The 12,129-nt window shown below is 73.5% G+C and carries 13 protein-coding genes; 8 read left to right on the top strand and 5 right to left on the bottom strand.

All coding sequences use genetic code 11. The features are described 5' to 3' along the window. Positions 1-6: 6 nt before the first annotated feature. The 3 genes from ACWEN6_RS34200 to ACWEN6_RS34190 form a co-directional block, all read right to left on the bottom strand. On the bottom strand, positions 7-1,188 hold the full coding sequence (locus tag ACWEN6_RS34200) for a thiolase family protein (protein ID WP_452576105.1): 1,182 nt from the start codon (positions 1,186-1,188) through the stop codon (positions 7-9). A 108-nt stretch (positions 1,189-1,296) separates the two neighbouring features. Beyond that, entirely contained in the window at positions 1,297-2,046 is a 750-nt protein-coding gene (locus ACWEN6_RS34195; protein ID WP_452576103.1) for a CoA-transferase subunit beta, read from the bottom strand. Positions 2,047-2,158: 112 nt separating this feature from the next. After that, complete coding sequence (locus ACWEN6_RS34190; protein ID WP_452576101.1) at positions 2,159-3,001, bottom strand: CoA transferase subunit A; 843 nt, start codon at positions 2,999-3,001, stop codon at positions 2,159-2,161. 300 nt (positions 3,002-3,301) lie between these two features. Here ACWEN6_RS34190 and ACWEN6_RS34185 point away from each other — a divergent pair, with 300 nt between their 5' ends. The 4 genes from ACWEN6_RS34185 (at position 3,302) to ACWEN6_RS34170 (ending at position 5,979) form a co-directional block, all read left to right on the top strand. Continuing rightward, positions 3,302-3,733, top strand: a complete 432-nt coding sequence (locus ACWEN6_RS34185) for a hypothetical protein (RefSeq protein WP_354836441.1) — start codon at positions 3,302-3,304, stop codon at positions 3,731-3,733. Positions 3,734-3,764: 31 nt separating this feature from the next. Further along, positions 3,765-4,307, top strand: coding sequence for a family 1 glycosylhydrolase (locus ACWEN6_RS34180; RefSeq protein WP_452576099.1), 543 nt, complete (start codon positions 3,765-3,767; stop codon positions 4,305-4,307). Between the two features lie 54 nt (positions 4,308-4,361). Beyond that, positions 4,362-5,201 carry an alpha/beta fold hydrolase gene (locus ACWEN6_RS34175; RefSeq protein WP_452576097.1) on the top strand — a complete coding sequence of 280 codons (840 nt, stop codon included), beginning with the start codon at positions 4,362-4,364 and terminating at the stop codon, positions 5,199-5,201. A gap of 127 nt (positions 5,202-5,328) precedes the next feature. Then, positions 5,329-5,979, top strand: coding sequence for a formylglycine-generating enzyme family protein (locus ACWEN6_RS34170; RefSeq protein WP_452576199.1), 651 nt, complete (start codon positions 5,329-5,331; stop codon positions 5,977-5,979). Positions 5,980-6,132: 153 nt separating this feature from the next. Here the strand turns inward: ACWEN6_RS34170 and ACWEN6_RS34165 are convergent, their stop codons facing one another. Then, positions 6,133-6,465, bottom strand: coding sequence for a cupin domain-containing protein (locus ACWEN6_RS34165; protein WP_354836435.1), 333 nt, complete (start codon positions 6,463-6,465; stop codon positions 6,133-6,135). A 71-nt stretch (positions 6,466-6,536) separates the two neighbouring features. Here ACWEN6_RS34165 and ACWEN6_RS34160 point away from each other — a divergent pair, with 71 nt between their 5' ends. Further along, on the top strand, positions 6,537-7,487 hold the full coding sequence (locus ACWEN6_RS34160) for a helix-turn-helix domain-containing protein (protein WP_452576095.1): 951 nt from the start codon (positions 6,537-6,539) through the stop codon (positions 7,485-7,487). A gap of 12 nt (positions 7,488-7,499) precedes the next feature. Here ACWEN6_RS34160 and ACWEN6_RS34155 read toward each other — a convergent pair whose 3' ends face one another. Further along, positions 7,500-8,054 carry a cellulose binding domain-containing protein gene (locus ACWEN6_RS34155; protein WP_452576093.1) on the bottom strand — a complete coding sequence of 185 codons (555 nt, stop codon included), beginning with the start codon at positions 8,052-8,054 and terminating at the stop codon, positions 7,500-7,502. Between the two features lie 864 nt (positions 8,055-8,918). On the opposite strand from ACWEN6_RS34155, the gene ACWEN6_RS34150 reads away from it, so the two are divergent. Genes ACWEN6_RS34150 through ACWEN6_RS34140 form a run of 3 tightly spaced genes read left to right on the top strand, consistent with a single transcriptional unit; the run spans position 8,919 to position 12,055 of the window. After that, positions 8,919-9,638 carry a response regulator transcription factor gene (locus tag ACWEN6_RS34150; protein ID WP_452576091.1) on the top strand — a complete coding sequence of 240 codons (720 nt, stop codon included), beginning with the start codon at positions 8,919-8,921 and terminating at the stop codon, positions 9,636-9,638. After that, positions 9,617-11,071: a sensor histidine kinase gene (locus tag ACWEN6_RS34145; protein ID WP_452576089.1), complete on the top strand. Its 1,455-nt coding sequence runs from the start codon at positions 9,617-9,619 to the stop codon at positions 11,069-11,071. Before ACWEN6_RS34150 ends, ACWEN6_RS34145 begins: the two co-directional genes overlap by 22 nt. A gap of 9 nt (positions 11,072-11,080) precedes the next feature. Further along, positions 11,081-12,055 (top strand): TAXI family TRAP transporter solute-binding subunit, encoded by a 975-nt coding sequence (locus ACWEN6_RS34140; RefSeq protein ID WP_452576087.1) that lies wholly within the window; start codon positions 11,081-11,083, stop codon positions 12,053-12,055. Positions 12,056-12,129: the final 74 nt, after the last annotated feature.

Here is a 12,129-nt window from a genome sequence, read left to right as displayed (position 1 = left end):
CTGTCGCTACCTTTCCAGGACCAGGGCGATGCCCTGTCCCACGCCGATGCACAACGCCGCGAGCCCGGTGCCGGAGCCCGCGGCGGCGAGCTGGTGGGCGACCGCCCCGGCCAGGCGGGCCCCGGAGGCGCCGAGCGGGTGGCCGATGGCGATGGCGCCGCCGCGGGGGTTGACGACGGCCGGGTCCAGGCCCGGCCACTCGGCCAGGCATCCGAGGGCCTGCGCGGCGAACGCCTCGTTGAGCTCGAAGACCGACAGGTCCCCGAACCCCTTGCCCGCCCGGGCCAGCGCCCGCCGGACCGCCTCGACGGGGCCCAGGCCGTAGTACTGCGGCTCGACGCCGGTGACGGCGGAGGCGCGGACGCGGGCGAGCGGCTCGCGCCCGACGGCCCGCAACCCCTCCTCGTCGCACAGCAGCAGCGCCGCCGCGCCGTCGTTGAGCGGCGAGGAGTTCCCGGCGGTGACGGTGCCGCCGTCGGGGCGGAAGGCCGGCGCGAGCCTGGCCAGGGACTCCATCGAGGTGTCGTCGCGGATCGACTCGTCGCGCGGCTGCTCCACGCCCTCCACGGGGACGACCTCGCCGGCGTAGGCGCCCTCCCGCCAGGCGCGGGCCGCCTTCTGGTGGCTGGCCAGGGCGAAGGCGTCCTGCCGCTCGCGGCTGATCCCGTACTTGCCGGCGATCAGCTCGGCGCCCTCGCCGAGCGCGACCGTCCACTCGGCGGGCATGCGCGGGTTCACCATGCGCCAGCCGAGCGTGGTGGAGTACATCTCCTGGTGCCCCGCAGGGAACGCCCGCTCGGGCTTGGGCAGGACGTAGGGCGCGCGCGACATGGACTCCACCCCGCCGGCCACGACGACGGAGGCGTCCCCGGCGGCGACGGCGCGGGCCGCCTGGACGACGGCCTCCATCCCCGAGCCGCACAGCCGGTTGACCGTCGTGCCCGGGACGGTGACCGGGAGCCCGGCCAGCAGGACGGCCATGCGGGCGACGTCGCGGTTCTCCTCGCCGGCCCCGTTGGCGTTGCCGAAGAACACATCGTCGATGCGGGCGGGGTCGAGGTCCGGGCTGCGGCCGGCGATCGCCCGGACGACGTGGGCGGCCAGGTCGTCGGGGCGGACCTTCGACAACGCGCCGCCGTACTTGCCGAACGGGGTGCGGACGGCGTCGACGATGTACACCTCGCTCACTGGTGCACCGTCCTGTTGCCGGTGGTCAAGAGACTCATGCGCGGCCCTCCTGCGAAGCCGGGTGGAACCGACGGCCGGGAACGCCTGGCGCCGGGCGCGGCCGGCATCTCAGGCGGCCTTGAGGGTGCGCAGGGCCGTGAGCTCGGCGTCGGTGGGGGGCGGGGTGGTGGCGACGTGGTCGGCCGTCTTCAGTGGCCAGCCGGTGGCGGCGCGGGCCTGCTCGACCGTCACCCCGGCGTGCAGCTCGGTCAGGACCAGCTCGGCGGTCCGCGGGTCCGGGCGCAGGACGCCGAGGTCGGTGATGACGGCCATCGGCCCCCCGCCGCGCAGGCCGAGCCGTTCGCGGTCGCCGCGCCCCCTCCCGTGGCCCACCGAGGTGGTGAAGTCGAGCCGGTCGACGAAGTTGCGGGTCGAGTGGCGCAGCACGATGAACACCTCGCGGCAGCTGGCCGCGATCTCCGGTGCCCCGCCCGCGCCGGGGAGCCGTCCCTCGGGCCGGCCGGGGCCGCGGTCGATGACGGTGGTGTTGATGTTGGCGAACCGGTCGAGCTGGGCGGCGCCGAGGAACCCGACGTCGATGCGCCCCGCCTGCAGCCAGTAGTTGAACACCTCGGGGACCGAGACCACCGCGTCGGCCGTGTCGGCCAGCTCGCCGTCCCCGATGGACAGCGGCAGCCGGCCGGGCTTGGACCCGAGCGCGCCGGACTCGTAGATCAGGACGAGGTCGGGGCGGCAGGTGCGGCGGGCGAGGTTGGCGGCCGTGCTCGGCAGGCCGATGCCGACGAAGCAGGTGCGCGCCCCGGCCAGGGCACGGGCAGCGTTGACGGTCATCACCTCGTCCGGCGTCCAGTCGCTCATCGGGCGCGGGCTCCTTCGCTCTGCGCGGCCGTGCCGCTCCGGGTCGTGCGGGCCGTCATCGGGCGCGGGCTGCTCCGCCGCGCGGCCGTGCCGCCGGAGATCGCGCGGGCCGTCATCGGGTGGGGGCGTCCTGGCTCGCGGGAGCCGGCGCGTCGTGCGTGATGTTCTCCCTGAGCCATGTGGCGAACCTCTCGCGGTCGCGGGAGATCGGGTCCCACGCCTGGTAGAAGTCATTGTCACGGACCGAGTAGCCCGCCGCGTAGGAGGGGTGGGCGCCGCCGGGCGCGGGCGCGACCGCGGTGATCGCCCAGCCGGGCAGGACGACGGCGCCGGGGCGCGGCCGCAGCTCCTCGACGATCTCCTCGACGGTGACCAGCACCCGGCGGGCGGCGAGCGCGGCCTCCTTCTGCACCCCGGTGAGCCCCCAGAGCTGGACGTTGCCCTCCCGGTCGGCCCGCTGGGCGTGGATGACGGTGACGTCGGGGTTGAGCGCCGCGACGGCCGCCAGCTCTTCGCCGGTGAACGGGCAGGTCACGGTGGCGACGGTGTCGGTGCGGCCCGCGAGGTCGGTGCCGCGGTAGCCGCGCAGCACGGCGAAGGGGAGCCCCGAGGCCCCGGCGACGTACCGGTTGGCCATGCCCGCGTGGCTGTGCTCGTCCACCTCCAGCGGGCGGGGCCAGCCGTTCTCCACCGCGTCCCGGAACCGGTGCAGCGAGCCGACGCCCGGGTTGCCGCCCCAGGAGAACACCAGTTTCCTGACGAGCCCGGCGCCGATGAGCTGGTCGTAGATCACATCGGGGGTCATCCGGATCAGCGTCAGGTCGGTGATCCCCTGCCGGATGACCTCGTGGGCCGCGGCGAAGGGGATGAGGTGGGTGAAGCCCTCCATCGCGACCGCGTCGCCGTCGTGGATCAGCTCCGCCACCGCTTCCGGGAGCGTACGGATGTCAGCCAATGTCCCTCGTCCTCGCGTCGGCGCGGCCTCGGCCCCTCGACGCGCTGTCGGATGATCGTGTTCGCCTGGCGAACAGATGTTCATTATAGTGCCCCAAAGTCTGGTCTCCGGCCCCCGGCCCTGTCAACGACACCCCGGCGCCCCACCCCGAACGGGCCGCCCGCGCCCCTGCCCGAGGAGGCGTCCGGCGCCGGACGCGCCAGCCCTCAACCCCGGGTCCGGGCAGGCCGCACCCCTGTGTCCGCCGTCGGCGAGAGATCAAACCTTGCGATGTTTCTATGGTTTTGAGACGCTGCGAGGGTGGACGCCACGAACACACCGCGCGGCCGTGACCTGCTCATCGCCGCCAGGGCCGTCGCCGTCGCCCTCGGCCACACCGCCGCCGAGGTCACCGAACTCGCCGTCGAACTCGGCCAGGACGGCCGCCGCGACTGGCAGACCGCCGAACTGCTCCTGGCGGCGCTCGCCGAGCTGGCCCGCCGCGACCCGGGCCGCCGCGACCTCGTCGGCGCCGTCGAGGCCGGGGAGATCCTCGGCGTCTCCCGGGCCCGCGTCCACCAGCTCGCCGAACGGCCGGACTTCCCCGCGCCGCTCTGCGTCCTGGCCGCCGGCAAGCTGTGGGCCCGGGCGGACATCGCCGCCTTCGCCGCCCGCTGGCACCGCCGCCCCGGCCGCCCCCGCAAGCCCGCCGAAGGCCGCGCCGTCCTCCAACTGCCGGCGCTTCCGGGGTGACAGCCGTCCGGGGCGCGTCTAAGCACCAGGTATGCCCAACCTGAGCGCCTTCCTGCGGGACTTCCTGTGGGGCGCGTCGTCGGTCGGCCACCAGATCGAGGGCGGCAACCTCGCCAGTGACTTCTGGGAGATGGAGCACGCCCCCGGCACCGTCTTCGCCGAGCCGAGCGGCGACGCCTGCGACGGGTACCACCGCTGGCGCGAGGACGTCGGCCTGCTGGCGGGCATCGGGCTCAACGCCTACCGCTTCAGCCTCGAATGGAGCCGCGTCGAGCCGGAGGAGGGGCGGTTCTCCCGGGCGGCCATCGACCACTACCGGTGCGTCGTGGAGGGCTGCCACGAACGCGAGCACCTCACGCGGGCCCTGCGGGCGCTGAAGGCCGCCATGGACGACGGCGCCGACGTCCGCGGCTACTTCCACTGGAGCCTGCTGGACAGCTTCGAATGGCTCCTCGGCCACCGGCCGACCTTCGGCCTCATCGCCGTGGACCGGGCCACCTTCGGCCGCACGGTCAAGCCGAGCGCCCACGTGTACGGCGCGATCGCCAGAGGCGGCCGCCTTCCGGGGCCCTGACCTCCGGCGCACCCGCCTGATCATCCTTCCGCCGGGGGCTGGGAGGATTCGGCCATGCTCACCTTCGCCGCATACGACGGTCTCGATGTCGCCTTCCAGGTTCACGGCGATGGACCTCCGGTGATCTGCCTGCCCGGCGGTCCCATGCAGGACCCGGCCTACCTTGGCGACCTCGGCGGCCTGTCCGCCCACCGGCGGCTGGTCATGGTGAACCTCCGGGGCACCGGCGGGTCGGCGACGCCCGCCGACCCCGCCACCTACCGCTGCGACCGCCTGGTCGACGACGTCGAGGCCCTGCGCGAGCATCTCGGGCTCGACCAGGTGGACCTGCTCGCCCACTCCGCCGGCGCCAACCTCGCGGTGCTCTACGCGGCCCGCCACCCCGGGCGCGTCAGCGGGCTCGCCCTGATCACCCCGAGCACCATGGCCGTCGGCGTCGCCGTGACCGGCCACGACCGCCGCGAGGCCGCGCGGCTCCGCGCCGGCGAGCCGTGGTTCCCCGAGGCCTTCGCGGCCCTGGAAAGGGTCACCGAGGGCAAGGCCACCGCCGACGACTGGGGGGCCATCGTGCCCTTCTGGTACGGCAGGTGGGACGCGGAGGCGAAGGACCACCACGCCGCCGAGGACGGGCAGCGCAACGACGAGGCCGCCGGCGTCTACGCCGCCGAGGGCGCCTTCGATCCTGACGCCACGCGCGCGGCGCTCGCCGGGTTCCAGGCGCCGGTCCTGCTGCTCGCGGGGGAGGCGGACGTGGCCGCCCCGCCGTCCGCCATGGCCGAGGTCGCCGCGCTGTTCCCCGGCGCCACGCTGGTCGTCCAGCGCGCGAGCGGGCACTTCCCGTGGCTCGACGACCCCGGCAGCTTCGTGGCGACCACCGCCGGGTTCCTCGGATGAGCGCCCGTCCCCGGCGGAACCCGGCACGCCGGCCCGGCCGGGCGCCGGGAGAACGCCCTTCCCGCACGCCGCCGGGGGCCGGCGGTGACGGGAGAGCGGGCCCATGGACGTGAGCGAGCGGACCGGGATGGTCGCCGTCCCGCCGGGGCGGGTCACCCTGTCGGACCGGCGCACGCGGCGCGACTGGACGGTCGAGGTGGCGCCCTTCGAACTCGCGGCGGTCCCGGTCACCCAGGCGCTGTACGCGCGGGTCACCGGCCGGCGGCCGGGCGCCGCGCGAGGCGACCGGTCGCCCGTCGAGAGCGTGTCGTGGTGGGACGCGCTCCGGTTCTGCAACGCCCTGTCCGAGAGCGAGGGACTGGCGCCGCCCTACCGCCTCCATGGCGATGAGGAGGGCGCCGAGTGGGAGCCGTCCGCCGGAGGTTACCGGCTCGCGACCGAGGCCGAGTGGGAGCACGCGTGCCGTGCCGGCACGACGGGCGCCCGGTACGGGACGCTGGACGAGATCGCCTGGCATCGCGGCAACTCCGGCGAGCGACCGCACGACGTGGGCGGCAGGCGTCCCAACGCGTGGGGCCTGCACGACATGCTGGGCAACGTCTGGGAGTGGTGCTGGGATCTCTATGACCCCGAGGTCTACGGCACCTACCGGGTGCTGCGCGGGGGCGGATGGTTCGACGAGCACTGGAGCTGCCGCGCCTCGGTGCGGCGCCGCAGCCACCCGACGCTGCGCATCGACGACGTCGGCTTCCGCCTCGCCCGCTCCCTCCCGCGCTGAGCCCCGTCCCCGCGCGGCGGCGGCCCGAAGTCGGTGCCGGGCCGGCGGCCCGGTCGCGCGGCGCCGCGGCCTCGATGCTCCGGCAGGTGCGGAGTGGGATTCGACGTGGCCGCCGCCGGGGGGCGTGCTCTGGTTCGCGAATGGTCGGATGATCTACCCTTCCGGGTAGAAGAGGAACAGGGTGCAGCCTGTCCTCGTCTGCGGGACGTGCGCGGAACCCGCGGGGGCGTGGATGAAGGAACCGGCCGGGTAGTCCCGGTCGCCGTCGTTGAAGACGCCTGAGACCACGAAGACCTCCTCGGGACCCGGTTCGTGGACGTCCACCCCGCGCCAGCAGGTGCCGGCGTCCATCTCCAGCACGGCGGCCTTCGCGCCGTCGTCCCCGGTCCACAGCGGACGCGCGCGGATGCCGGGGAACAGTTCGCGGACCGGGGCGTCCTGGACGGCCGACCACACGTAGCCGGGTGTGTTCCGTTCTGTCGTCATGCCGCCAGCCTGGCGGCGGGCGGCCGTCCCTGCCGAGTGTCAGGAAAGACATCCTGCGGTACTTTCCTGCCATGCATCGCGTGGTGGCGCTCGTCCGCGCACCGCAGTCCACCTTCGAACTCGCGTGCGCGGCCCAGGTGTTCGGGATCGACCGGCCGGGGCTGCCGGTGCGGTACGCCTTCGGCATGTGCACCGAGCACCCCGGCCCGGTCGCGACCTGCGCCGGGTACGACATGCTCGTCACCGATGGGCTGGAGGCGCTCGACCGGGCGGACACCGTGGTCGTCCCGGGCTGGCTGCCCGCCGATGAGCCGCCCTCGGCCGAGGTCGTCCGGGCGCTGCGCCGCGCGCACTCCCGTGGAGCGCGGGTGGCGAGCATCTGCTCCGGCGCCTTCGCGCTGGCGCACGCCGGTCTGCTGGACGGGCGGCGGGCGACCACCCACTGGGCGCTGGCGGCGGAGTTGTCCGCGCGGTTCCCGCGGGTCCGGGTCGACCCCGGCGTTCTGTACGTCGACCACGGTGACGTGGCCACCAGCGCCGGCGCCGGGGCCGGCTTCGACCTGTGCATGCACCTGGTCCGCGGCGACCAGGGCGCCCGGTACGCCGCCCATATCGCACGCACCATGGTCATGCCGCCCCACCGCGAGGGCGGGCAGTCGCAGTACGCGGCGCCGCCACACCCCGCGCAGATCGACGGCACGCTCGCGCCGCTGCTGGAGTGGATCACCGGGCGACTCGGCGAACCGCTGACCATCGAGAGCATGGCCGCGCACGCGGGCGTCTCGACGCGCACCCTCGCCCGGCGGTTCGCCGATCAGCTCGGCGAAAGCCCGGGACGGTGGCTGCTCGCGCGGCGCATCGCCGCGGCACGCGACCTGCTGGAGTCCTCCGACCTGGCTGTGGAGGCCATCGCCCGCCGCGTCGGCCTCTCTTCGGCCACCAATCTGCGCAGGCGGTTCCTCACCACCCTTGGCACGACGCCCGGCGCCTACCGCCGGGCGTTCCGCGCCGGACCACGATGACGTCGGTCGTGGTCACGCGAGACCCCGCGGAGTGGGCGGCACCGGGTCGCCGATGGGGGTGCGCGAAGGCGTGGGGAGGGGCGGGACCGGGTCGCCGGTCGGCGACGGGGTGGGCACGGGCGGGCCGGCGCACACCACGCCGTTGAGGGAGAAGGAGGACGGCACAGGGTTGGCGCCGGGCGAGTCGGCGATGAAGCCGATCAAGGTGCTCGCGCCCGTGGCGAGCGAGCCGTTGTAGGAGACATTGGAGGCGGTCACATCGCCGCCGGTCTGGGTGTAGACGGCGTTCCACTTGTAGGCGATGGTCTGCCCGGCGGTGAAGGACCAGGTCAGCCGCCAGCTCGTCAGGGCGTCACCCAGGTTGGTGATCGTGACGTTCGCGGTGAACCCGCCGCGCCACTGGTTGGCGACGATGTAGTCGACCCGGCATCCGGCCGCGGCGGAGGCCGGTCCTGTCGCGGTCAGGGTCGTGGCGGTGACACCGGACGCGGCGAGCGCGAGGGCCAGGAGGACCTCCCGGCGTCGGCGGCGCGTCGGAACGGAACGGGCCTGCGTTTCGGCCTGCATGGTGGACCTCCAGTGCGAGAGCGATGGTCGATCACAGAGGTGCGGTGTCACCGAGGTGCGGTGTGCGTGTCGCGGATTGCGGTGTCACGGGGCGCGTGTCACGGGTGCGATGTAACGGAGCGCCGTGTCATGGGGATCCGGTTCCTGCGCCGACCCAGGTGCGAGGTCGCCGGGGTGGAGGTGCCGGATACGGAAACTCGCGGGGGACGGCGGGTGGGTGCGGTGCGGGGTGGCGCCTGATTGTCACCGCGCGTCGCCGGATGGTCAACGCCGGTTCGCCGGGCGGGACGTCGCGGACGGCGGACGCGCTGCTTCGGGCGTGCCCGTGCCGTCGTGCCCGATGAAACGTGCAGCGATCGCTTCGCGCGGTCACCGACAATCTTTTTGATTCGCCTCATCTCGCCGAGAGGTATTGCACGGGGGACGTCATGTGTGATCGGTGGCGGTGGTTTAACGGTGTGTGGCATCCGATATACCGACCTTTCCAGATATGTGGACTGGTTGGTCACGGCCGTGTCACGCGCGCCTGGAAGCGGCGGTATTTTGAGCGCGCCTCGTATATCTGCTGGCCGACAAAACGGACAACGGTGATCTGACGCCGTCTTGACGACCGGCCGGTACGGGCCGCGCACCCCAGAGTGCGGCGGCGCGCGCGGGCCGGTGGCGGCGAGCCGGCCGCCGGACCGCTGGCCAGGTACTTCGCGACCGGGGGCGGCATCGGGCGTACGGGCGGCGCGCCCTTCAACCGAAGACCATTCGGTTGACGTTGTGATCTGACGATCAGTTAAGGCGTAAGATCATGGTCTTGGACAGGAACATATACCAGTATGGGATGATGAGTTCGCATTCATAACTGGGGGCGACATGCGGGTTCTTCTGATTGAGGACGACGAACGCATGGCAAAAGCCCTCGGCTCGTTGTTGAGGAACCATAGCCACGAAGTCGTGCACGCCGCGTCCGGCGCGGCGGCGCGGCAGGCGTTCGGGTACGACCTGATGCTCCTCGACCTGGGTCTTCCCGATGAGGACGGCCTAGAGGTGTGCCGTTCCATCCGCGAGTTCAGCGATGTGCCGATCATCATGCTCTCGGCCCGCGGCACCGAGCACGACCGGATCCTCGGCCTGCGCACCGGGGCCGACGACTACCTGGTGAAGCCCTTCAGCATGGCCGAACTCGAGGCCCGGATGCAGGCGGTCATGCGCAGGCCGAGGACCGGCATGGTCGGCGCCGTCACGGTCGGTGACGTCGCGGTGGACCACGTCGCGCACGCCGTCCACCGCGCCGGGCACCCGGTGGCCCTCACCCGCAAGGAGTTCGCGGTGCTCTCCCGCCTGATCGCGAGCCCCGGCGAGATCGTCAGCCGCGACCACCTGCTGCGGGAGATCTGGAACGACACCGGCCAGGCGGCGCGGCGGACCCTGGACGTGCACATCACCAACCTGCGCGCCAAGCTGGGCGCGCCCAACGTGATCCAGACCGTCCGCGGGGTGGGCTACCGCGTCATCGTGCCCTCCGTTCCCGAGCCCACGCGCGCGGCCAAGGATTCGAGATCGGGCGAGCCGTGCGAAAACGCCTGGTGGTGATCTTCCTCTCCTGCATCGTGCTCACGTTGTTCTGCCTGGAGATCCCGGCGGCGATGATGACGGCCCAGACCGACACCCAGACCATGGTGCTGGACAGGCAGAGCGACACCGAGCGCTTCGCCCACCTCGCCCAGCCGGCCTCCGCCACCCGGCCGATGACCGACATCACCGCCGACCTGGACCGCTACCAGTTGCTGTACGGCGTGCGCGCGGTGCTGGTCTCCAGGGAGAACCGCATCGAGGCCGACACCCGGCGCGGCACCGGGCTCGGAGACGACGTGCGCGACGACATCGAGACGGCCCTGTCGGGCGAGCGGGCCAGCTCACCCCAGCTCATCTGGCCCTGGGACGTGTCCTCCCTGGTCGTCGCCGTGCCCATCGTCGTGGACGGCGAGACCGTCGGCGCGGCCGCCACGATCTCCCCCACCGGCCACGCCCGCATGGAGACGCTGAGCTGGTGGACGCTCCTGCTCATGGGCGGGCTGGTGCTGCTCGGGCTGGCGCGGCTGGTCGTGGAGCCCATGGTCCGCTGGATCCTGCGCCCGGTCAGCCAGCTCGACCAGGCGGCGAACGCGATCACCGCCGGGGAGCTGACCCGCCGCACCGACGCCTCCACCGGGCCGCCGGAGCTGCGCAACCTGGCCACGTCGTTCAACACGATGGCCAAGACGATCGAGCTGCTCATCGACAAGCAGCGCGCCTTCATCTCCTACACCAGCCACCAGTTGCGCACCCCGCTGGCGGTGCTGCGGCTCCAGCTCGAGGGCCTGTGCGAGGAGTACTCCTCCCGCGAGGCGCGCCTGGTGGAGACGCTGGAGGAGGTGGACCGGCTGACCGGCATCTGCGACGGCCTGCTCGCGCTCGGCCGGGCCGAGTCCGACACGGTCACCACCTGCGTGGAGGACGTGGGCGCGATCGCCACCGAGCGCGTGGTCACCTGGGAGGCGGTGGCGGCGCGGCGGTGCGTGCGCCTGCGCCGCACCGGAGAGCCGTCGGCGCGGGCGGTGTCCAGCAGCGGCATGCTCATCCACGTCCTGGACGCGCTCATCGAGAACGCCATCAAGTTCTGCGGGCACGGGACGACCGTGACCGTTCAGGTGGACCTCGAGCCGACGGCGGAGCCCGCCGACCCCGGCGGCTCGGTGGAACGCGGGCCGTGCGGAGGCGGCGCCGAGGCGGGCGAGCGGGGGTGGGTGGTCATCCGGGTCACTGACGACGGCGAGGGCATGCCGCCCGAGGCGATCACCCGCGCCACCGACCCCTTCTGGCGGGGACCCGGCAGCGAGAGCAGGCCCGGCTCCGGTCTCGGCCTCGCCATCTGCGCCACGCTGGTCTCCCGCATGGGAGGACGGTTCGAGCTGCGCGGGGCGGAGCCGTCCGGCGTCGACGCCCGCGTCCGCCTGCCGCTGCCGAGCGGCGACGCGTCTTCCTGAGGAGAGGCCATGCGGCTCACCCCGCTTCTAGCCCGGCGCAGCGCCCTGGCGCTGCCGCTGGTCCTGCCGCTCTACGGCTGCTCCGACGGGAGGCCACCGCTGCGGCGGGTCGTGGTGGCGACCGGCGGCCAGGGCGGCGTGTACTACGAACTGGGCCGGGCGCTGGCGCACCACCTGCACGACCAGTGGGGCTGCCAGACCGAGGTCCGCGCCACCGCCGCGTCGGTGGAGAACCTGCGGCTGGTCGCCGACGGCGCGGCCGACGTCGCCTTCGCCAGCCTGGACTCGGTCGCCCTCGCGCTCCTCGGGCTGCCGCCGTTCCAGCGGCCGATGAAGATCTCCGCGCTCGCGCAGATCTACGACGACTACGTGCAGCTCATCAGCCTGCGCGGCACCTCCGTCGACCACCTTTCCGACCTGGCCGGGCACCATGTCAGCGCCGGGGCCCCGGGCTCGGGGACCGAGCTGGTCGCCGAGCGGGTGCTGGCCGTCGGCGGCTTCCCGCGCCCGAGCCTGGCCCGTCTGGGCGTCGCCGACTCGGTGCAGGCGCTGCTGGGCGGGCAGATCCAGGCGTTCTTCTTCTCCGGCGGCCTGCCCACGCCGGCCATCGCCGGGCTGGCCGACCTGCGGCCCATCCACATCATCCCGCTCGGCGACCACGTCGAGATCCTGCAACGGCGCTACCAGGGCGTCTACGTCCGCAAGACGATCCCGTCGGTGACCTACCACCTCAGCCAGGGCAGCGTCCCCACCGCCGGGATCCACAACCTGCTGGTCGTCAACGACCGCATGCCCCAGGCGGACGCGTACTGGCTGACCCGCGTGCTGTTCGAGGCGCGCGTGGAGTTCGCCGCGGCGCACGCCGAGGCACGGCACCTGCACCAGCGCACCGCCGTCTACACCGCGCCCGCTCCGCTGCACCCCGGCGCCGTCCGCTACTACCGCGAGGTCAAGCCGATGGCCGCCGCCACGACGGACGGGTGAACGCGCACGCCCACGGCCCTGGTCCCGCGGGCGGCAGAGCCACGGCCCCGGTCCCGCGGGCGGCAGAGCCGCGG

The sequence above is a fragment of the Sphaerisporangium sp. NPDC004334 genome (assembly GCF_053602655.1).
The sequence above is the reverse complement of the archived record's forward strand: the minus strand, read 5'-3'. Positions and strand labels throughout refer to the sequence as shown.

Excerpts from the sequence above, each read along its gene's own strand:
- ACWEN6_RS34160 (WP_452576095.1), top strand. The coding sequence starts at position 6,537 with ATGCATCGCGTGGTGGCGCTCGTCCGCGCACCGCAGTCCACCTTCGAA.
- ACWEN6_RS34175 (WP_452576097.1), top strand. The coding sequence starts at position 4,362 with ATGCTCACCTTCGCCGCATACGACGGTCTCGATGTCGCCTTCCAGGTT.
- ACWEN6_RS34150 (WP_452576091.1), top strand. The coding sequence starts at position 8,919 with ATGCGGGTTCTTCTGATTGAGGACGACGAACGCATGGCAAAAGCCCTC.
- ACWEN6_RS34170 (WP_452576199.1), top strand. The coding sequence starts at position 5,329 with ATGGTCGCCGTCCCGCCGGGGCGGGTCACCCTGTCGGACCGGCGCACG.
- ACWEN6_RS34165 (WP_354836435.1), bottom strand. The coding sequence starts at position 6,465 with ATGACGACAGAACGGAACACACCCGGCTACGTGTGGTCGGCCGTCCAG.
- ACWEN6_RS34140 (WP_452576087.1), top strand. The coding sequence starts at position 11,081 with ATGCGGCTCACCCCGCTTCTAGCCCGGCGCAGCGCCCTGGCGCTGCCG.
- ACWEN6_RS34180 (WP_452576099.1), top strand. The coding sequence starts at position 3,765 with ATGCCCAACCTGAGCGCCTTCCTGCGGGACTTCCTGTGGGGCGCGTCG.
- ACWEN6_RS34155 (WP_452576093.1), bottom strand. The coding sequence starts at position 8,054 with ATGCAGGCCGAAACGCAGGCCCGTTCCGTTCCGACGCGCCGCCGACGC.
- ACWEN6_RS34195 (WP_452576103.1), bottom strand. The coding sequence starts at position 2,046 with ATGAGCGACTGGACGCCGGACGAGGTGATGACCGTCAACGCTGCCCGT.